The organism is Bacillus mesophilum (assembly GCF_008923265.1).
Classification (GTDB): Bacteria; Bacillota; Bacilli; order Bacillales; family Cytobacillaceae; genus Cytobacillus; species Cytobacillus mesophilum.
In genome coordinates, this window is the sequence record NZ_WBOT01000001.1 from 547,379 (window position 1) to 567,557 (window position 20,179).

The 20,179-nt window shown below is 40.2% G+C and carries 17 protein-coding genes; 12 read left to right on the forward strand and 5 right to left on the reverse strand.

What is annotated here, in order from left to right; genetic code table 11:
• Nucleotides 1-550: 550 nt before the first annotated feature.
• The 3 genes from F7732_RS02700 to F7732_RS02710 are packed head-to-tail and all read right to left on the reverse strand — an operon-like array spanning nt 551 to nt 1,715.
• Nucleotides 551-928: a hypothetical protein gene (locus F7732_RS02700; RefSeq protein WP_066446371.1), complete on the reverse strand. Its 378-nt coding sequence runs from the start codon at nt 926-928 to the stop codon at nt 551-553.
• Nucleotides 929-975: 47 nt separating this feature from the next.
• Nucleotides 976-1,284 carry a hypothetical protein gene (locus F7732_RS02705; protein WP_151572130.1) on the reverse strand — a complete coding sequence of 103 codons (309 nt, stop codon included), beginning with the start codon at nt 1,282-1,284 and terminating at the stop codon, nt 976-978.
• Nucleotides 1,285-1,307: 23 nt separating this feature from the next.
• Nucleotides 1,308-1,715 (reverse strand): hypothetical protein, encoded by a 408-nt coding sequence (locus F7732_RS02710; protein ID WP_151572131.1) that lies wholly within the window; start codon nt 1,713-1,715, stop codon nt 1,308-1,310.
• 274 nt (nt 1,716-1,989) lie between these two features.
• On the opposite strand from F7732_RS02710, the gene F7732_RS02715 reads away from it, so the two are divergent.
• The 5 genes from F7732_RS02715 (at nt 1,990) to mutL (ending at nt 9,596) form a co-directional block, all read left to right on the forward strand.
• A complete protein-coding gene (locus F7732_RS02715; protein ID WP_151572599.1) occupies nt 1,990-2,535 on the forward strand; it encodes an outer spore coat protein CotE in 546 nt (181 codons plus the stop codon).
• A 152-nt stretch (nt 2,536-2,687) separates the two neighbouring features.
• Nucleotides 2,688-3,731, forward strand: coding sequence for a VOC family protein (locus F7732_RS23335; RefSeq protein ID WP_151572132.1), 1,044 nt, complete (start codon nt 2,688-2,690; stop codon nt 3,729-3,731).
• 75 nt (nt 3,732-3,806) lie between these two features.
• On the forward strand, nt 3,807-4,424 hold the full coding sequence (locus tag F7732_RS02725) for a PH domain-containing protein (protein ID WP_151572133.1): 618 nt from the start codon (nt 3,807-3,809) through the stop codon (nt 4,422-4,424).
• Nucleotides 4,425-5,074: 650 nt separating this feature from the next.
• On the forward strand, nt 5,075-7,693 hold the full coding sequence (gene mutS / locus F7732_RS02730) for a DNA mismatch repair protein MutS (RefSeq protein ID WP_151572134.1): 2,619 nt from the start codon (nt 5,075-5,077) through the stop codon (nt 7,691-7,693).
• Nucleotides 7,694-7,706: 13 nt separating this feature from the next.
• The gene (mutL, locus tag F7732_RS02735) at nt 7,707-9,596 is read left to right on the forward strand and encodes a DNA mismatch repair endonuclease MutL (RefSeq protein WP_151572135.1); all 1,890 of its coding nucleotides are present in this window, start codon (nt 7,707-7,709) and stop codon (nt 9,594-9,596) included.
• 497 nt (nt 9,597-10,093) lie between these two features.
• Here the strand turns inward: mutL and mreBH are convergent, their stop codons facing one another.
• On the reverse strand, nt 10,094-11,101 hold the full coding sequence (mreBH, locus tag F7732_RS02740) for a rod-share determining protein MreBH (protein ID WP_066446356.1): 1,008 nt from the start codon (nt 11,099-11,101) through the stop codon (nt 10,094-10,096).
• A 303-nt stretch (nt 11,102-11,404) separates the two neighbouring features.
• Here mreBH and miaA point away from each other — a divergent pair, with 303 nt between their 5' ends.
• The 3 genes from miaA (at nt 11,405) to spoVK (ending at nt 13,918) form a co-directional block, all read left to right on the forward strand.
• Entirely contained in the window at nt 11,405-12,373 is a 969-nt protein-coding gene (miaA, locus tag F7732_RS02745; protein ID WP_151572136.1) for a tRNA (adenosine(37)-N6)-dimethylallyltransferase MiaA, read from the forward strand.
• 22 nt (nt 12,374-12,395) lie between these two features.
• Nucleotides 12,396-12,629, forward strand: a complete 234-nt coding sequence (gene hfq, locus F7732_RS02750; protein WP_066446348.1) for an RNA chaperone Hfq — start codon at nt 12,396-12,398, stop codon at nt 12,627-12,629.
• A gap of 338 nt (nt 12,630-12,967) precedes the next feature.
• Nucleotides 12,968-13,918, forward strand: a complete 951-nt coding sequence (gene spoVK / locus F7732_RS02755) for a stage V sporulation protein K (protein ID WP_151572137.1) — start codon at nt 12,968-12,970, stop codon at nt 13,916-13,918.
• Nucleotides 13,919-14,277: 359 nt separating this feature from the next.
• On the opposite strand, the gene F7732_RS02760 is transcribed toward spoVK, so the two are convergent.
• Nucleotides 14,278-14,880: a trimeric intracellular cation channel family protein gene (locus F7732_RS02760; RefSeq protein ID WP_151572138.1), complete on the reverse strand. Its 603-nt coding sequence runs from the start codon at nt 14,878-14,880 to the stop codon at nt 14,278-14,280.
• Nucleotides 14,881-15,126: 246 nt separating this feature from the next.
• On the opposite strand from F7732_RS02760, the gene hflX reads away from it, so the two are divergent.
• The 4 genes from hflX to glnA all read left to right on the forward strand — a co-directional run bounded on the left by hflX (nt 15,127) and on the right by glnA (nt 19,870).
• Complete coding sequence (gene hflX / locus F7732_RS02765; protein ID WP_151572139.1) at nt 15,127-16,383, forward strand: GTPase HflX; 1,257 nt, start codon at nt 15,127-15,129, stop codon at nt 16,381-16,383.
• 11 nt (nt 16,384-16,394) lie between these two features.
• Complete coding sequence (locus tag F7732_RS02770; RefSeq protein WP_151572140.1) at nt 16,395-17,657, forward strand: methionine gamma-lyase family protein; 1,263 nt, start codon at nt 16,395-16,397, stop codon at nt 17,655-17,657.
• Nucleotides 17,658-18,116: 459 nt separating this feature from the next.
• A complete protein-coding gene (locus tag F7732_RS02775; RefSeq protein ID WP_176215300.1) occupies nt 18,117-18,497 on the forward strand; it encodes a MerR family transcriptional regulator in 381 nt (126 codons plus the stop codon).
• A 38-nt stretch (nt 18,498-18,535) separates the two neighbouring features.
• Nucleotides 18,536-19,870 carry a type I glutamate--ammonia ligase gene (glnA, locus tag F7732_RS02780; protein WP_151572141.1) on the forward strand — a complete coding sequence of 445 codons (1,335 nt, stop codon included), beginning with the start codon at nt 18,536-18,538 and terminating at the stop codon, nt 19,868-19,870.
• The last annotated feature ends 309 nt before the right edge of the window (nt 19,871-20,179 follow it).

Here is a 20,179-nt window from a genome sequence, read left to right on the forward strand (position 1 = left end):
AGGTTGGCATGAAGGTTGAACTTTACCTTTAGGACAAACTGGCTTAAGACCTCGAGGGGGCTAGGCGCTACAGCTGGACAAATTGAAATGCGAAAGCGCCTTGCTCGGCCCCGACCCCTTGAGGGGCTAGGCGCTGCAGCTGGACAAATCGAAATGCAGTAACCAAAAACCTGGTTCCCATATGGAAACCAGGTTTTTATCTATTTAAAGGAGAAGCAAATATGATTCGCGGGTTGTGGCGGGATCATGATTGGCTTTTCTTCTATTAGCTCCGGCACCTAAGCGCCTTCCGCTTTTCTTATTGTCTAGCTCCGGCGGCTAGCTGCTCGAGGTCATAAGTCAATCTGTCCAAAAGGTTAAAGTACAACCTTCCGGCCAGCTTGCCTTATGCTTGTCGCAGCTGAGCGAGCCGCCTGCGCTTTTCTTATTGTCTAGCTTCAGGCGCAAGGGACTCGAGGTCTTAAGTCAATCCAGTCAAAAGGTCAAAGTACAACCTTTCGTCTGGCTCGCCTTAAGCTTGTCGTCCCTGAGCAAGCGCCTTCCGCTTTTCTTATTGTCGAAGCAATTCAACGGCGTTGAGGAATTCTTTACGGTATTCCTGCTGTTCGATCAGGGCGCTATTCAAAGTGGCGAGAAGCGATTCATTTAGTATTTTTGTTCCATTATCATTTTCGCGACTATCCAAAAAATTCAGGAGAAAGGTATAAACAAGAAGCAAGGTTGAATAATTATCAACATACGTTAAGCTGATGGCTCGGCCGCCTTTTCCGCCCGCTGCATGATTATTAATCGATGGAATCCCAGCTTCAGCTGCAACATCCAACAGCTCCTGCGGAATTCCCAGCTCCTTGAGTACATCGGGATTAATTTCTACTGATTTTGACTGTCCAACTGCATTTGTATTTGAACTTGAACTAGCATTTAACATTTGTACTCCCCCCCTTCATTTTTGGATAATCTATATTTTTATGCTTCTTAAGCTTCGTTACCTTGAGTTTGGTTGTTTACTTTTACAGCAACTGCTCTGGAATCTCCAGCATTAGCGATATTGAATTGTGCAGAAAGAATTGGCACATTGATTAATGAAGCGTTGATCGCAAAACCGCCGATTGAAACAGGTACTTGCGGATTTACATCTGCTTGAACGTTCGCTTGAGCTGCAAATGTGAATGCTTCAAATTCATCTCCAGTTGTTACTGCGCTGTTCTCGTTTGATGGGCTCACAGCTGGACGGTTATTATCGTCATGGTTAAATCTGCATCTGTTTGATCCTCTTGTTAACATTTATCATTCACCTCCTTAAATAGTTAGGAATTATTTGAGTTATTATTTCCTGAGTTTTGTAGATTTGTAAGGTCTAAGTCAAATAAAGTGTTTCCGTTCCAGGACATTTTAATTTTGTTATTATCGTCTGACGATTCGAAGACTGGAAGCATGTTGTTTAAGTTTAAACCTGATAGATTTAATGGGTTGGATGAATTGTTTCCAGATTGATCGTCATTAAGGATGTTGCTTAAGTTAGACAGAGGATTTGCTTGATTAGCTGAACCAGTTCCTTGTTCTCCAGTAATGTTGCCAAACAGTCCTGAGAAGAAGTTGCTGAACGTCCCCGATAAATTCGTTGCCAAGTTTTTTGCAAACTCCTGAGCATCTGTTCCCGTCATTTCTTCACCATTTACTGAAACTCTGAAATTAGATCCTTCTTGATCTGGCATATCTGCTCACCCCCTTTTCTTTAATATATACTATTGAAAAATAAGCCAAGCTGTCTGTGCATTTTGATCAAGGGAAACGCACATTTTGTGATGAATGCTATATGACTTTTAAAAAGATGGCTGGAGTAATGACTTGACCCGGCACATTCGCCCGCTTTCGGCATAGGATAAATCATGCCAATACTTTTACCTAACATTCCTCAATAATTGTCGCACACTAGTCTAATATCCCGCATAGGATGAATTGAAAATGAATGAGGAGGGTTCGCTCGCAATGGGAGACTACAGAGAGATAATTACAAAGGCAGTCGTTGCCAAAGGACGTAAATTTACACAGTCCAATCATACAATCTGCCCTAAACACAAACCGTCAAGCATCCTTGGCTGCTGGATTATAAACCATAAGTATGAAGCAGAAAAGGTTGGAAAGACGGTTGAGATTAGCGGCAGCTATGACATCAACGTTTGGTATTCTTATAGTGATAATACACAGACAGAAGTAGTAACTGAACGTGTCGAGTATACAGATGTCATTAAAGTAAAATATCGTGATCCTGATTGTCTTGATGATTTAGAAGTAATTGCAAAAGTACTTCAACAGCCAAATTGCATCGAAGCAGCTATTTCACCAAATGGAAACAAAATCATTGTAAATGTAGAAAGAGAATTTCTTGCAGAAGTGATCGGCGAAACTACTGTATGTGTCGCTGTTCACCCTGAATCCTGCGACTGCGATGATGACGAGTGGGGCTTTGATGTAGACGACGAAGAATTTGAAGATTTAAATCCTGATTTCTTAGTAGGAACAGAAGAAGAGTAAAAATTAACTAGGAGGTTTTGCTTCCTAGTTTTTCTTTTTGCAGAAGTAAAAAGTTCCCTCCATCTGCCGATCATTTATACATCTTTTGACTGAGCTTTTAAGGAAGTCACTTTTATATAATGAAAGCAGAAAAAGCGGAGGGAATGATACCTATGAAAATTTTGCAGCTTAAAGTACAGTGTTTCCATTTAGAAGAGATGAAGGAATTTTATCATGGTATTCTTGAAATGAAACTTGTAATGGATAGAGAAAACGCGTTTGCCGTTCAGGCTGGAAGCACAAAACTTGTTTTTGAAAAAAATATAAATCTGCCTTTTTATCATATTTGCTTTCGAACTAACGATGAACATTTTGATTATATGTTTGAAAAGCTTGGTCATGTAAGTGCTTTGCTTGCCAATGAAAAAGGGGAATATCGGATGAACTGGGAAGGGCAGCAGGCTTATTTTACCGATCCAGATGGAAATATTATAGAAATGCTTGTCAGATCTCCTTTGCATGTTGGAGAAAAAGGAAGCTGGCAGGATGTTGGTGAAGTTGGAATGCCCGTTTCAATTGTAGGAGACATGCAGAATGAATTAAAACCTTACATTCATGATCAGTTTGAGAAGGAAAGTGAAACATTTGCTTTTTTCGGCGATCGTGAAGGAGTGGTTGTGATTGTAAAAGAAGGTAGGCCGTGGTTTCCGACTGACAGACAAGCTGTTATTTCGTCTTGGAAAATGGTTGTTGAAGGGAAAAAGAATGGGACCTTTAAACATCCTGATTTTCCATATGAAATTGAGACCCGAAAAAAGTGGGAAGGATCTATGCAGGCTATGCAATTTCGTATGGCAAGACCGACTAATCAGCTAAAAAAATTGCAGCATTTTTATATTGATGGCTTGGGGTTAAAAAAGCTAGGAGACTTTAACCATGGGGGGTATGAAGGTTTAATGATTGGACTGCCAGATAAGACGTACCATCTTGAATTTATTCAAACGGAAGAGAAGATGAAGCTGCCGGAACCAACGAAGGAACATTTGCTTGTTTTTTATATGCCGGATCAACATGAATGGAGAACTGCTGTTGCTCGATTGAATGATATGGGTTATACAGAGGTTTTACCGGAAAATCTCTATTGGGGACGAGGAGGTATCACAATTGAAGATCCAGATGGCTGGAGAGTGGTACTGATGAATTCCCCCGGGATCTAATGAGGAAAAGGTCCTGTTATTTCTTTCAGAAGAATATGGTAAAATATTTCTATCAAACTTAGAAAGGTTGATAGCATGTTTAAAAAAGTAGCTTCAGATGTTTTAGGATTAAGTGATATTGGTTCGGTTATTGGTCCAGCTGATTATGACAAGGTTGACGCAGACGATTATATCCTGCATGAAGATAATGAGAAAATCTACTTTCTTATCAAGTCAAAAACGGATGAATATTGTTTTACAAATCGTGCGCTAATCCACTTAGATGGCACCAGTGCAATCAGTAAAAAAAGATCTTTAAAGCGCTATAGCTATAGAGAGAATACCATTTCAAATGTCATGCTTGAAACCGCCGGCACCGTCGATTTAGATGTCGAAATTAAATTTGTCATGGCCGGCATTAGTTTCTCAATTGATGTACATAAGAAGCATATTGAAGAATTAAAAGATCTATATAAAGCATTAATCCGCATTTCAGAAATCTGTATCGAAAACGAAATTTCCATGGGTTATGCTGAGAAAAGCTTAAATATTGCTTCAACAACGATTAGCCGCTATGCATCCAGCGAACAAAGCAACATTAACGATAATTTTAGAGTGCTCAACGAAACAGCCTTTAACTGGCTTATGAACAGCCGAAAAAAATACAATGTTAAAGACTATGGCTATGTGTTTGAGAAATATATAAATAACTAAAACGCTGTAACAGGATCTGCCCAAAACGGAAAGTAGACCGGTTTGCAGTGTAACAGAGTTCGAATATTGTTTCAAAAAAACACTTGGTGCCCCAAGTGTTTTTCATAATTAATATAGTCTTGAAACTCCTATTTTTCGAAAATAAGCGTAGAAATTCCGTCTATTCTGGGAAATGGCTCCATTTCCAGTAAAATAGACAGAGTATTTCCATTAATATGAACAAAATCATTAAATTTAGTCCCATATTTAGGTCTTAACCGGAAATTCTCCGTTAATATTTGCTTTTTTGGCCCTGTTTTTCATAATAACCGGAAATTCTCCTCCTATAAACATGTCCTCCGCGAAAAACCCAACCATGTAGGCTTCTCCTTTAAACATTCACTTTTTTATACTGCCATTTAAAATGAACGCATAAGCAGCACAGGCGTAATCTCAAACCAGCTAATTGCAGCCTTTCTGGTTTAACAGTAAAATCATTTTTCTCAAACCAGTAATTTGAGAGGTATGGTTTGTGCACTTTTCCAAAAGAGCAAAAAAAATTATGTTATAATAAAGAGAATAAAAATTTGAACCAAAGCATAGAACATACATGCTTTCTTATATGAAACATGAACGATATTCTAGCAATCTAACAGACCGTGGAGGATATGATGGCTTTAACGTATACGCCAATGATACAGCAATATTTAAGAGTAAAGGCAGAATATCAGGATGCCTTTTTATTTTTTCGTTTAGGCGATTTTTATGAAATGTTTTTTGATGATGCCATTCGTGCGTCACAAGAGCTTGAAATTACATTAACGAGCCGTGAAGGCGGAACAGAAGACCGAATTCCAATGTGTGGTGTGCCGTATCATTCTGCTCCTGGTTATATTGAACAGCTTGTGGAAAAAGGCTATAAGGTGGCGATTTGTGAGCAGACCGAGGACCCTAAGCAAGCCAAAGGCGTTGTGAAAAGGGAAGTCGTTCAGCTAATTACACCAGGAACCATGATGGAAGGCAAAGGGCTGACAGACAAAGAAAATAATTACATCGCGAGCATTACCGCATTTGATCAGCAAACATTTGCATTTGTCTGTAATGACCTGTCAACTGGAGAAACGAAAGCAGCTTTCTTAAGCGGCGGCTTTGATACAGTCTTAAATGAATTGTTTCTTTCTGGAGCACGAGAAGTTGTTGTTGGAAGGGATTTTTCAGAAGAATGGCAAACAAAAATCAAAGAACGCAGCCAGATTACATTTTCAATAGAAGATGATGATCAGCAGCAGGATCATTATGTTCCTCTTTTAGAAAAACTGGAGCAAAATGAACTTCGGTTAGCTTCCTCCAGACTGCTGAACTATTTGCACAGAACGCAAAAAAGAAGTCTTGATCATCTTCAAGTCGTCGAAGTTTACCATATCGACGAGTATGTGAAAATTGATTATTATTCAAAACGCAATTTAGAATTGACTGAAACCATTCGCTCGAAAGGGAAAAAAGGGTCACTTCTATGGCTGCTGGACGAAACCAAAACAGCAATGGGTGGGAGATTGCTGAAGCAGTGGATCGACCGTCCATTAATGAATAAACAAGAAATCACGCGCAGACATGATTTGGTTGATACATTGATTTCTGCTTATTTTGAACGTGAAGAGCTGCGTGAAAAGCTGAAAGAGGTCTATGATCTGGAGAGGCTTGCAGGACGCGTAGCGTTTGGAAATGTGAATGCCCGTGATCTGATTCAGCTGAAAAAATCACTTCAGCAGATTCCGCATTTAAAACAAATGGTTCACGACCTCTCAACAGAAGAAGCTGAGAAATTGGCAGAACGTCTTGATGGGTGTGAGGAAGCAACAGATCTACTTGAACAAGCGATTGTGGATCACCCGCCATTATCTGTTAAAGAGGGCAATATTATTCGCGATGGCTACCATGAAGAACTGGACATATATCGAGATGCGAGCAGAAACGGAAAAAACTGGATCGCGCAGCTTGAGCGCCAGGAACGTGAAAAAACGGGCATCAAATCGCTGAAAATCGGCTATAATCGTGTGTTTGGCTATTATATAGAAGTAACAAGAGCAAACCTACCGCATTTGCCAGAAGGTTTATATGAACGAAAACAAACGTTAACGAACGCAGAACGGTTTGTAACCCCAGAGCTTAAAGAAAAAGAAGCATTGATTCTCCAAGCTGAAGAAAAATCAGTGGAGCTGGAATATGAGCTGTTTGCCATAGTAAGAGAGCAAATCAAGAGCTATATCCCTAGACTGCAGGCTTTAGCAAAAACAGTGAGCGAATTGGATGTGCTTCAATGTTTTGCAGCCATTAGTGAGCAGCGACATTACGTTCGTCCGCATTTTTCGGCAGAACGAAGAGTTCACATTCAGGAAGGCAGACATCCAGTCGTAGAAAAAGTGATGAAGGCGCAGGAGTACGTGCCAAATGACTGCCTGATGAATGCGGAAAGAGAAATATTACTAATCACCGGTCCGAACATGTCAGGGAAAAGCACCTATATGCGCCAGATTGCCTTAACGGCGATTCTCGCGCAAATTGGCTGCTTTGTACCTGCAGAAAGTGCTGAGCTGCCGATTTTTGATCAGGTATTTACCCGGATTGGAGCGGCAGATGATTTGATTTCGGGTCAAAGTACCTTCATGGTCGAAATGCTTGAAGCAAAAAATGCCATTGTCAATGCTACACAAAATAGTTTAATCTTATTTGATGAAATCGGAAGAGGCACATCTACCTATGATGGGATGGCTCTTGCTCAAGCGATGATTGAATACATTCATAAGCACATTGGTGCGAAAACCTTATTTTCTACTCATTATCATGAATTAACAGTTCTGCAGGACGAGCTGGAGCAATTGAAAAATGTCCATGTGAGTGCAGCTGAGCAAAATGGCAAAGTTGTTTTCCTTCATAAAATTAAGGAGGGTCCTGCTGACAAAAGCTACGGGATTCATGTCGCAGAGCTTGCAGAGCTTCCAGACGAACTGATTGCCAGAGCCAATACCATTTTAGCCGGATTTGAAAAGCAGCATCAAGAGCAGCAGAATCAGCCTCAACATGAAACGACACAAGAGCCAGTTATAAAGGTACAAGAGCCGGTAGCACAGCTGTCCTTTTTTGATGAAAAAGAGCCAGAACCCAAACAGAACCAGCTGTCTTCAAAAGAAAAGAAAATACTGCAGCAATTAAGATCAATTGAAATTCTTGAAATGACGCCTATGCAGGCATTTAATGAGCTATATGAGCTTCATAAAAAAATAAAAGGCTGAGGAGGTAGGTGAAATGGGGAAAATCATACAGCTGGACGATTCCCTTTCAAATAAAATCGCAGCCGGCGAGGTTGTCGAACGGCCAGCCTCTGTTGTCAAAGAACTGCTGGAGAACGCCATCGATGCAGGAAGCACCATTATTGAAATAGAACTGGAAGAGGCTGGACTTGCCAAAATCAGATTAATTGATAATGGCGAAGGAATTGCAGAGGAAGATGTTTTAAATGCATTCCATCGCCATGCGACAAGCAAAATTAAGGATGAAAATGACCTTTTCCGCATTAAAACCCTTGGTTTCAGAGGCGAGGCTTTGCCAAGTATCGCCTCTGTTTCCAATGTGGAATTGAAAACAAGCACAGGCGATGCAGGAACACGCCTTGTTTTATCAGGCGGAAAGGTGGAAGTGATGGAAAAGGCTTCTGCTAGAAAAGGAACAGATATTAGTGTAACAGACCTGTTTTTTAATACACCTGCCCGTTTAAAATATGTCAAAACCATTCATACAGAGCTCGGCAATATTACAGATGTCGTTAACAGGATTGCTCTTTCACATCCTGAAGTTTCGATTAAATTGATTCATAATGAACGTAAACTGCTTCATACGAACGGTAAAGGAGATGTTCGGCAGGTCTTAGCGGGGATCTATGGTCTCAATATCGTCAAAAAAATGGTACCGGTGACGGCACAATCATTGGATTTTACCATCAGTGGCTATGCTGCTTTGCCAGAAGTGACTCGTGCATCCCGAAACTATATCTCGACCATGATTAATGGCCGTTTTATTAAAAACTATTCACTGGCCAAAGCCATTCAGGAAGGGTATCATACGTTGCTTCCGATTGGCCGCTATCCGATCGTGCTTCTGGATATTGTTATGGATCCGCAGCTTGTTGATGTCAATGTTCACCCATCGAAAATGGAAGTGCGGCTCAGCAAGGAAAATGAATTGACTGAGCTGATTAAAACTTCGCTTCAAAATGTCTTTAAAAAGCAAGAGCTCATACCAGCAGGATACTCCAGACCGATTGCTGTGCCTAAGCCAAAAGATGAGCAGACCTTTTTAGAGCTTGATCACCTGCCGGAAAAGGCAGCAGCATCACTGGTAAAAGAGAAAGAGTCAGAATCAGTTGTTTCTCATTCAGAGTATGAGGATGTACCGGCCATGCTTGAGCAGAGATTACCTGCTGAGGATAGACATATAGAAAGAGAAGCGGAAGCACTTGAAGAATTTATTCCTGCAGATGCTCCAGAAGTAGCTTGGATTTCAACTGATGTTGTTCAGCAGACAGATGAATCATACACTACTGAGCCTGCAGCACCACGTGTGCCGCCTCTGTATCCGATCGGGCAAATGCACGGAACTTATATCTTTGCACAAAATGAAAAAGGCTTATATATCATCGATCAGCATGCCGCTCAAGAACGGATAAAATATGAATTTTTTAAAGAAAAAGTCGGACAAGTTGCTCAAGAATTGCAGGAGCTGCTGATCCCCATTACACTTGAGTATTCAACAGACGAGATGCTTAGGATAAATGAGTATCAGCATGAGCTTGAAAAAGTCGGAGTCTTTCTTGAGACATTTGGACCAACCAGCTACATCGTTCGTGCTCATCCGCAATGGTTTCCTCCCGGTGACGAACAGGATATCATTGAAGATATGATTGAACAGCTGCTTTCCATGAAAAAAGTGGATGTCAAAAAACTGCGCGAAGAGGCGGCAATTATGATGAGCTGTAAAGGTTCCATCAAAGCAAACCATCATCTCCGTAATGACGAAATTCAGGCGTTACTGGATGAACTTCGCCAAACAAACGATCCTTTTACATGCCCGCATGGAAGACCAATCATTATTAATTACTCAGTTTATGAGCTGGAAAAGATGTTTAAGCGTGTGATGTAATCAGTAGTTAATTAAAGAAGTAGCCCTGGTAAGGTGAGTGATCCTTATCGGGCTACTTTTTTTCTAGGGAAGATTAATGAGAGAGAAGTTATTCTGAGGGTTTGATAGGAAAGTCACGGAATTTGATAGAAAAACCGAAAAGTTTGATAGGAAAGCCACTGAATTTGATAGGAAAGCTGAAAAATATGATAGGAAAGTCGCCGAATTTGATAGGAAAACCCAAATATCCACTTTGAAAAACTGCCGATTCATAAGGATAACCCTAAAAATAGCTGGTAAGGTCCACAAATCTATCATATTAACTCCAAAACTAATAGAAAGCCTCAAATATTTAAATAGATATCAAAAAAAGTAAATAAATTCATTAAGGAAATCTCTTTTTCTAATAAAAAGGCTTCAAAACTGAAATATCATCATATGTAATCTCCACAAAAAAAAGAAAAATGCCCGAATACCGCCGCTAAGGCAATCTCCGGACATTTTCTTTTTCAAAAAACTTATTTCACTGCAGTCTGCAGTTTATCAATAAACTTTAAAGCTCTTCCAGTGCCGATTGCCACTGATTCAAGAGGACTTGGCGCCAAGTGGACAGGCACAAAGATCTCTTTGGAAATCCATTCTTGAATTCCATTTAGAAGGGCTCCACCGCCCGTTAAAATGACACCACGATCGACTATATCGCCGCTCAATTCAGCTGGGCTGCTTTCTAAAGTCGCACGAATTGCTTCTAAAATATGAAGCAATGATTCTTTCATCGCATCGCGAACTTCGTAGGATGTTAATGTAATTGTCTTTGGCAGTCCTGTTACAAGATCCCGTCCGCGTATATCCATCGTCAATTCTTCATGATCGATTAGTGCATGTCCAATTTCAATCTTTATCTGTTCTGCAGTTCTTTCTCCAATCAAAACATTAAATTCTTTGCGGACATGCTGAATGATATCCTCATCAAGACGATCGCCGCCAATCCGGATGGAATGACAAGCCACCACGCCGCCAAATGAAATAATCGCAACTTCCGTAGAACCGCCGCCAATATCAACAATTACATTGGCAACAGGCTCGTCCACCGGCAAATCCGCACCAATCGCAGCAGCAACAGGCTCCTCTATTAGATGCACCTTTTTAGCGCCGGCATTTTTTACTGCATCATGAATGGCTCTTCTTTCCACGCTCGTAGAACCTGACGGAGTGCAGACAACCACATTTGGTTTGCGGATTGCAAAACCGAGTTTTTTAGATGCTTTGTTCATCACATGCCGAATCATCTCTGTGGTTGTATCATAATCGGCGATTACTCCTTCTTTTAAAGGTCGGATGGCAACAATTCGACCAGGCGTTTTCCCTATCATTTCTTTCGCTTCGTGTCCAACAGCTAACACTTTATTTGTAGATGTGTCTATTGCCACAACAGAAGGCTCATTTAAAGCAATTCCTTTATTTTTACTGTATACAAGTATATTAGCAGTCCCTAAATCAATTCCAATTTCACTTGAAGATAACATGTTTTTCACCCAATTCTGTTTTCTTTTGAAGATCTATGTAGCCTTCACATAAAATAACACGAATAGATGGTAAAACTCGTGTTTGTTATTGAAACGTTATTGAAATGTAATCTATTGTGAAAATTTTTCATGAATTGTAATGAAGCGGCGCATAAACAAGTGCTAAAATGTTTATAATGGTTAGATGTTCAAGGCTCAGCACAAAAATAGATACGTCTATCTCTGAAAACCAGCAGCTGATATGGTACGATTAGGATAGACCAATAAATCGGTCATTAGTTTAAAAAGGCAGTGTGAACGATATTGAATGAAAAACAGAAGCTTCTAGTAATTATTGGGCCAACAGCATCAGGGAAAACAAACTTAAGCATTCAGCTTGCTAAAAAGTATAATGGTGAAATTATTAGCGGCGATTCGATGCAAATTTACAGATCCATGGACATCGGGACGGCAAAAATCAGTCCTGCTGAGATGGAAGGAATTCCTCATTATTTAATTGATATTAAAGAACCTGATGAGGCGTTTTCTGCTGCAGAATTTCAGCAGCTAGTACGTCGGCAAATAGATGAAATTTCATCGCGCGGCAAACTTCCGATCATAGCAGGCGGAACAGGTTTGTACATACAGTCTGTTATTTACGATTATCAATTTTCAGATGCTCCATCAGATGAGGAATTTCGAAAAGAACTTGAAAAAAAAGCAGAGACACAAGGACATGCTGCTCTATATGCAGAGCTGGAGAAGATTGATCCAATTAGTGCGGGAAATATCCATCCCAATAATGTGAGGCGTGTCATTAGAGCCCTGGAGGTATACCACTGTACGGGCATTCCTGTTTCAGAGTGGCAGGAAAAACAGCAGCCGGAATTACTGTATGATACCTCTATAATTGGCCTTACAATGGAGCGGGATTTGCTTTATAGCCGCATTAACAGCCGCGTAGATCTTATGATGAGAGAAGGACTTCTAGAGGAAGTACAAGGTCTTTATGAAAAAGGAATCCGCAATTATCCATCTATTCAAGCAATTGGCTATAAAGAAATTTATGATTATATTGAAGGCAGAGCAACACTTGAAACAGCTGTTGATAATTTGAAACAAAATTCAAGAAGATATGCCAAAAGGCAGCTGACTTGGTTTAGAAACAAAATGGATGTGGAATGGTTTGATATGACAAACGCTCTAAAGGAAGAGCAATGGCAAAAAAAATTCGCTGAAATTTGTTTCCATATTGAAGGAAAGCTTGGAGTTAAATCGAATACATATTACTAGAGATAAAAGAGGAGGATACATGATGAAAACATCCATTAATATTCAAGACCAATTTTTAAACCAGCTCCGCAAGGATAATGCGAATGTAACTGTTTTTCTTCTAAATGGTTTTCAAATTAGGGGGCAAGTGAAAGGCTTCGATAATTTTACTGTTTTATTTGAATCAGAAGGCAAGCAGCAGCTTGTATATAAGCATGCTATTTCCACTTTCGCTCCACAGCGAAATGTTCAGCTTGATATGGAAGGCCAAAAATAACACCAAAAAAACTGCTGCATCTTTTGCGGCAGTCTTTTTTTATTTTTTAAATATCACCCCGCTATTTTTTCAGTACATAACAACTTTTCCTGCATTCACTTTTTCCTTACTCAAACAAATATATTGGCCGAGTTTCAATTTGTACTAATGATTTTACGGTTAACCGAATATATATAAACAAAGTTTATGATAAAACTATATCAGACATCACACCAAAACCTTTTCGCACGGAGGGAACTCTTTCAGGTTCAAATGTAATCTGAAATTCCTCTAATTCAGGCAATTGACCTTTACACACACAACTTACATCTGTGCCTAAGAATGAGAGGTGAAGGCATTTGGATCAGCCGATTCGCTTAAAAAATAACGGGCAAATCAGCATCGTTCTAAATTCGCAAAAAAAGAAAACATATACAAAAGAACTGCCGGATGCTCAAGCAGCACCAAAGCAGCTTCCTGCAGAGCATAGTGCGCTAAAGGAGATAGAAGAAGAACTTGGTGCATTGGTTGGCATGGAAGAGATGAAAAGATTAATAAAAGAAATTTATGCTTGGATATACATTAACAAAAAGAGAGAAGAAGCAGGTCTGAGAGCTGGAAAACAAGCACTTCATATGATGTTTAAAGGTAATCCAGGCACAGGAAAAACGACAGTAGCAAGACTGATTGGCAAACTGTTTCATAAAATGAATGTGCTATCGAAAGGGCATCTGATTGAGGCAGAAAGAGCGGATCTTGTAGGAGAATATATTGGCCATACCGCTCAGAAGACAAGGGATCTTGTTAAAAAAGCACTAGGCGGTATTTTGTTCATTGATGAAGCTTATTCACTTGGGCGCGGAGGAGAAAAGGATTTTGGAAAAGAAGCCATTGATACCCTTGTGAAACATATGGAAGACAAACAGCATGAATTTATCCTTATTTTAGCAGGTTATTCAAGGGAAATGGATTTCTTTTTAACCTTAAATCCTGGTCTGCATTCCCGTTTCCCGCTTGTTGTAGACTTTCCGGATTACAATATTGATCAGCTGATGGAAATTGCTGAGCTAATGCTGAAGGAGAAAGAATACACATTAAGTCATGAAGCGGAGAAGAAATTAAGAGAACATTTGTATGATGTGAAAAACGGATATAGTTCTAATAGTTTTTCAAATGGACGCTATGTGCGCAATGTGATTGAAAAATCAATCCGCACCCAAGCTATGCGTTTATTAATGCAAAATATTTATGACCGCCATGAACTGATAACGATCAGAAGTAATGATCTTGTGATCGAGGAAGTGAAGTAGGCGTCAGGAAATGTTAGTAATAAAAAAGACATGAGCTGATATTTTTTCACTCATGTCTTTTTCTATAGAATGAACTAACTATGGGCTGAGCAAGGTGCTCCGCTTTTCTAGTTGTCCAGCTACAGGCGCTAGGGACTCGAGGTCTTAAGCTGATCCAGTCAAAAGGTTAAAGAGCAACCTTTCACCTGGCTCATCTTAAGCTTGTCGTCCCTGGGCGAGCGCCTTCCGCTTTTCTAAGTGTCCAGCTACAGCGCCTAGCCCCTCGAGGTCTTAAGCCAATCTGTCCAGAAGGTTAAAGAACAACCATCTAGCCATCTTGTCTTAAGCTTGTCAGGGCTGAGCAAGGCGCTTCCGCATTTCTATGTTCCCAATCGTTTTGTTGGCAGCTTCCATTTATACGTATATGAAAGAACTCGCAGTGCTGTAATAATAACAAATAGTGCATACAGTTCAAAAGAATTGACTGCTATTTTCATGCCAATCGCCAATCCGCATAAAATGGCCCAAACGGCATATATCTCCGAGCGAAGAACGAGAGGTTTTCTTCTCGCCAGCACATCACGGATCATGCCTCCGCCGCTTCCTGTCAAAACAGCCGCAACTAACACAGCGCTGAGTGGATGATTCATCTCTGTCGCATATAGCGCTCCTTGAATGGCAAATGCCGATAAGCCAATCGCGTCAGTAAAATTGCCCCACCGCTGCCAATGCTTTAATAACCGATTCGGGAAAAGCATCACAGCTGTGATGGAAAGCAGGGCAATCTGAAAAAACATTCCTTGCTCCCATAAGGCTGAGACAGGTACACCGATCAGCAAATTCCGAATTGCACCGCCGCCAAAAGCTGTCACAATCCCTAATATATAAATGCCTAAAATATCATATTCTTCTTCCATCGCTACAATGGCACCGCTTACTGCAAATGCTATTGTACCGATCATACTTAAAACATCCCAAGCCATTTTCGTTCTCCTCTATGCTGTAAAATATCTCTGTGTGCAAACATATAAATTTTACCACGTATAATATGTTTTACAACTGATTTTTACAGAAAAAATGATTTTTTTATCTCGAATATAATTGCATCCAAAATTATTGCATGTTTGCCCATACTGAAGGGAATGAAAACATAAATTACATTCTGGATTAGTGAATGGAACAATAATCTGATATGATATTCACAGGATCGAAAGGAAAGAAGGAGACAGATGGAACAAAAGAATGAACGTGAAAAAGTAATCCTCGTAGGCTGCCAGACAGAAGAGGATGATTTGCATTTTACATATTCAATGGAAGAACTAGCTTCGTTGACTTCTACAGCAAAAGGTACAGTGCTTGCTGAATTAACGCAGAAAAGAGATCGGGTGCACCCTTCTACTTATATCGGCAAAGGCAAAGTTGAAGAACTTTCTGCTCTGCAGGAAGAACTGGAAGCCGATCTGATTATTTTCAATGATGAGCTTTCGCCAAGTCAGGTCCGGAATTTATCAGCCAATGTTTCAGCGCGAATTATTGATCGCTCACAGCTTATATTAGACATTTTTGCAACGCGTGCCCGCTCGCGTGAGGGGAAGCTGCAGGTCGAGCTAGCTCAGCTTCAATATTTACTTCCGCGCCTTGCTGGACAAGGAACACAGCTCTCAAGACTTGGGGGCGGAATTGGAACAAGAGGACCTGGTGAGACAAAACTGGAATCAGATCGCCGGCATATTCGCCGCAGACTTGATGATATTAAAGAGCAATTAGATTCAATCGTTAAACATCGGGAGCGGTATAGAGAACGAAGGAAGAAAAATAAAGTTTTTCAAATTGCACTGGCTGGCTACACAAATGCCGGTAAATCAACATTATTTAATCGGTTATCTGAAGCAGACTCTTTTGAAGAAAATCAGCTTTTCGCTACATTAGATCCAATGACAAGAAAAATTGTGCTGCCAAGCGGTTTTGTTGCACTGCTGACAGATACGGTTGGCTTTATACAAGATTTGCCGACAGCTTTAATCGCTGCTTTTCGATCAACCCTTGAAGAAGTGAAGGAAGCTGATCTGCTGCTTCATGTCGTTGATATGTCAAACCCGGATTACTTTCAGCATGAACAAACAGTGCAAAAGCTGATCGAAGAACTTGAGGATGAAAAAATTCCGCAAATTACGGTTTATAACAAAAGGGATGCTGTCCACCCGGATTTTGTGCCGACTTCAGGCAGAGATATGATTCAGATCAGCGCTTTAAACGGGGAAGACAGACTGCTTTTAAAACAAAAAATCGAACAGCATATGCTGCAGATGATGGAAGAATACCATGTATCTGTTCCATCAAGTGAAGGCAAGCTTCTTTCACAGCTGAAAAACGATACAGTCTTGCGCGAACTCTTTTTTAATGAAGAAACACAAGAATATATATGTAAAGGTTTTTACATGGCTGACCATCAAATAGCGGGCAGCTTAAAACAATATAAAATCTAGAGGAGAACACCATGTTTCAGCATTTATCTTTTCAAGAAAAAATTCAGCCAATCGTAAAGGAAGCTGAAGAACAAATTGCATCTGTACTAAAGAAAATCGATGAGCGGATCGACGAAAATCAATATCGCGTCTTAAAAAGTTTCCAGGATCATCAAGTCAGTGATTCACACTTTATCCCTTCTACTGGATATGGGTATGATGATCATGGCAGAGATACACTAGAAGCCATTTATGCGCAAACGTTTGGCGGGGAAGCTGGACTAGTCCGTCCGCAGATCATTTCAGGAACACACGCCATTTCAATCGCCTTATTTGGCGTACTGCGTCCTGGCGATGAGCTTTTATATATAACTGGAAAGCCATATGACACTTTAGAGGAAATCGTCGGAATTAGAGGGGATGGAGTAGGCTCGTTAAAAGACTTCGGAATCTCATATAATAGTGTTCCTCTAACTGATGAAGGAATTATTGACTATCATGCTGTTGAACAAGCGATTAGGCCTAATACGAAAATGATTGGCATTCAGCGTTCAAAAGGCTACGCAACCAGGCCATCCTTTACAATACAGCAAATCAAAGAAATGATTACTTTCGTAAAAGAGATCAAACCGGATGTTGTCGTATTTGTTGATAACTGTTATGGGGAATTTGTAGAAGAGCAGGAGCCATGCCATGTTGGAGCAGATTTAATGGCTGGCTCATTAATCAAGAACCCGGGCGGAGGTTTGGCTAAGACTGGTGGCTATATTGTAGGAAAGAAAAACTGGGTCGAGGCCTGTTCTTATAGAATGACTTCTCCAGGAATTGGCGCGGAAGCAGGAGCTTCTTTATATAGCCTGCAAGAAATGTATCAAGGCTTCTTTCTTGCTCCCCATGTTGTCGGGCAGGCGTTAAAGGGTGCAATTTTCACCTCGGCAGTTTTGGAAAAGTTCGGCATGAATGCAACGCCGAAATGGAATGAACCAAGAACTGACCTCATTCAGGCTGTCCAGTTTGATGATCCTGACAAAATGATTGCCTTTTGCCAGGCGATCCAATTTGCATCACCCATTAATTCGCATGTTACTCCATACGCAAGTTATATGCCTGGCTATGAGAACGACGTGATTATGGCAGCTGGCACATTTATTCAAGGTGCAAGCATCGAACTAACTGCGGACGGTCCTATCAGACCGCCATACGCAGCCTATGTTCAAGGCGGACTGACATACTCTCATGTGAAAATGGCTGTCTGCATTGCATTGAATCGATTGCTCGAGAAAGGTTTAATTTAATTATGAAAGGGAATGTTTGAAAGGCAGCTGCAGTGCAGCTGTCTTTTTTTCATACATATTGTGGGAAGCTTAAAGGTGAGATTAGAAAAGCGTGATGAAGGTGCCTTTCAGCATGAAATGTGAGTCTGGCGGTAAGAAAATCTCGATGAAAGTTCTATCGGTGGGGAAAATGGAGCCTGAAGGGAACTAAGTCACCGCCTAAGTGCCGGTCATCAAAAAATGGAGTCGGACAAAGAAACTAATCCCTTCACACACCATACAAAAGAAAAAAATCATAGCATAACAGTCCTAGCAGGAAATCATAATAGATAAAGAGAATGTGTTAAAATCATGTTTAATAAATTTTATGTCATAAAATATAACATATGGTTGACAGGAAATCTAACATTACATATAATAAACACATGAAATCAAATAAAGGAGGAGAGACGATTGACTGGAAGTGAAATACGTCGCTCCATGCCGCTTTTTCCAATTGGAATCGTCATGCAGCTGACTGAGCTTACAGCGCGTCAGATCCGCTATTATGAGGAACATCAGTTGATTTCTCCGGCAAGAACTGACACAAACAGAAGGCTGTATTCTTTAAACGACATTGACAAACTATTAGAAATCAAAGATTTAATTGATCAAGGCATTAATATGGCTGGCATCAAGCAGCTGTTTTTAGTGAAAGAAGATCAAACCGTTTCTGCAGAACTAAATAAGCAAGAAGAAAAAGTGAGACAGGAGTTAACGGATACTGAATTGAGAAAGCTGCTTAGAAAAGAATTGATGCAAGCTGGCCGTTTCAACCGGACTTCTACCCGCCAAGGCGATATGTCCCGCTTTTTCCATTAAAATATTAATCTTGTAATTCATTAAGGGAGGAAAAACCAGTGGCAAAGTTTACAAAAGAAGATATTACACGTATTGCAGAAGAGGAAAATGTAAAGTTTATCCGCCTGCAGTTCACTGACATTTTAGGAACTATTAAAAACGTTGAGATTCCAATTAGCCAGCTTGAAAAGGCTTTGGATAACAAAATGATGTTTGATGGATCTTCAATCGAAGGATTTGTGCGTATTGAAGAATCTGATATGAACTTATATCCTGATCTTGACACTTGGGTTGTATTCCCTTGGACAGCTGAAAAAGGAAAAGTGGCACGCCTAATTTGTGATATTTATAATCCAGACGGCACTCCTTTCGATGGAGATCCGCGCAATAACTTAAGAAGAATTTTAAGTGAAATGGAAGAGCTTGGATTCAGTGATTTTAATCTTGGACCAGAGCCTGAATTTTTCTTATTCAAATTAGATCAAGCTGGTGAACCAACTCTTGAGCTAAACGATAATGGCGGATATTTCGACCTTGCGCCAACAGACTTAGGTGAAAACTGCCGCCGTGATATCGTTCTTGAGCTTGAAGAAATGGGCTTTGAAATCGAAGCATCTCACCATGAAGTAGCACCTGGACAGCATGAAATTGATTTTAAATATGCTGATGCCTTAACAGCTTGTGACCAAATTCAAACATTCAAGCTAGTTGTTAAAACAATCGCTCGTAAGCACGGATTGCATGCTACATTCATGCCAAAACCATTATTCGGTGTAAACGGTTCTGGTATGCACTGTAACGTTTCTTTATTCAAAGATGGTAAAAACTCATTCTACGATGAAAATGGCGAATTGCAATTAAGTGAAACAGCTCGCAACTTCATCGCTGGTATTATCAAACATGCACCTAGCTTCACAGCTGTTACAAACCCAACAGTTAACTCTTACAAGCGTCTAGTGCCTGGGTATGAAGCTCCATGTTATGTTGCGTGGTCTGCTAGAAACCGTTCACCGCTAATCCGGATCCCGGCTTCACGCGGCGTAAGTACTCGTGTAGAAGTTCGCAGCGTAGATCCAGCTGCTAACCCGTACCTAGCAATGGCTGTTCTATTAAAAGCTGGATTAGATGGTGTTAAAAATAAATTAACTCCTCCAGCTCCAGTAGATCGCAACATCTACGTTATGAGCAAAGAAGAGCGCGAAGCAGAAGGCATCGTTGATCTTCCATCAACACTTGCAAGCGCACTTGATAACCTTAAAAAGGATGAAATCATGGTTGATGCTCTTGGAGAGCATATTCTTGAACACTTCCTTGAAGCAAAAGAAATTGAATGGGATATGTTCCGCACTCAAGTTCACCCATGGGAGCGCGAGCAGTACCTGCAAATGTATTAATAAGTGTGGAACCCCTTGATGCGTATAACATCAAGGGGTTTTTATTTTTGAACAATAAGTCAAATTCATATTCGCACAAATTTTCGCCGTCAAAATATGCAAAAAATCATTCCAGCCTTTTTCCAAACAAAATAGTATAGTATTACCTAAAGGATACTATTAACCTATTCTTTTATGGAATCTCAGCAAAAAAAGTATAGTTATAATTCTGTATTTGCCTTCTTCTATTTAATCCCCATACATATATCCGTTATTCCACTAAACTTTAGTTTGTTTGATTAAATCATTCGAATATGATTACTTATAAAG

Bases quoted from the DNA above. Each gene is read 5' to 3' on its own strand.
- F7732_RS02700 (WP_066446371.1), bottom strand. From the start codon at position 928: ATGTTAAATGCTAGTTCAAGTTCAAATACAAATGCAGTTGGACAGTCA.
- F7732_RS02705 (WP_151572130.1), bottom strand. From the start codon at position 1,284: ATGTTAACAAGAGGATCAAACAGATGCAGATTTAACCATGACGATAAT.
- F7732_RS02710 (WP_151572131.1), bottom strand. From the start codon at position 1,715: ATGCCAGATCAAGAAGGATCTAATTTCAGAGTTTCAGTAAATGGTGAA.
- F7732_RS02715 (WP_151572599.1), top strand. From the start codon at position 1,990: ATGGGAGACTACAGAGAGATAATTACAAAGGCAGTCGTTGCCAAAGGA.
- F7732_RS23335 (WP_151572132.1), top strand. From the start codon at position 2,688: ATGAAAATTTTGCAGCTTAAAGTACAGTGTTTCCATTTAGAAGAGATG.
- F7732_RS02725 (WP_151572133.1), top strand. From the start codon at position 3,807: ATGTTTAAAAAAGTAGCTTCAGATGTTTTAGGATTAAGTGATATTGGT.
- mutS (WP_151572134.1), top strand. From the start codon at position 5,075: ATGGCTTTAACGTATACGCCAATGATACAGCAATATTTAAGAGTAAAG.
- mutL (WP_151572135.1), top strand. From the start codon at position 7,707: ATGGGGAAAATCATACAGCTGGACGATTCCCTTTCAAATAAAATCGCA.
- mreBH (WP_066446356.1), bottom strand. From the start codon at position 11,101: ATGTTATCTTCAAGTGAAATTGGAATTGATTTAGGGACTGCTAATATA.
- hfq (WP_066446348.1), top strand. From the start codon at position 12,396: ATGAAAACATCCATTAATATTCAAGACCAATTTTTAAACCAGCTCCGC.
- F7732_RS02760 (WP_151572138.1), bottom strand. From the start codon at position 14,880: ATGGCTTGGGATGTTTTAAGTATGATCGGTACAATAGCATTTGCAGTA.
- hflX (WP_151572139.1), top strand. From the start codon at position 15,127: ATGGAACAAAAGAATGAACGTGAAAAAGTAATCCTCGTAGGCTGCCAG.
- F7732_RS02770 (WP_151572140.1), top strand. From the start codon at position 16,395: ATGTTTCAGCATTTATCTTTTCAAGAAAAAATTCAGCCAATCGTAAAG.
- F7732_RS02775 (WP_176215300.1), top strand. From the start codon at position 18,117: ATGCCGCTTTTTCCAATTGGAATCGTCATGCAGCTGACTGAGCTTACA.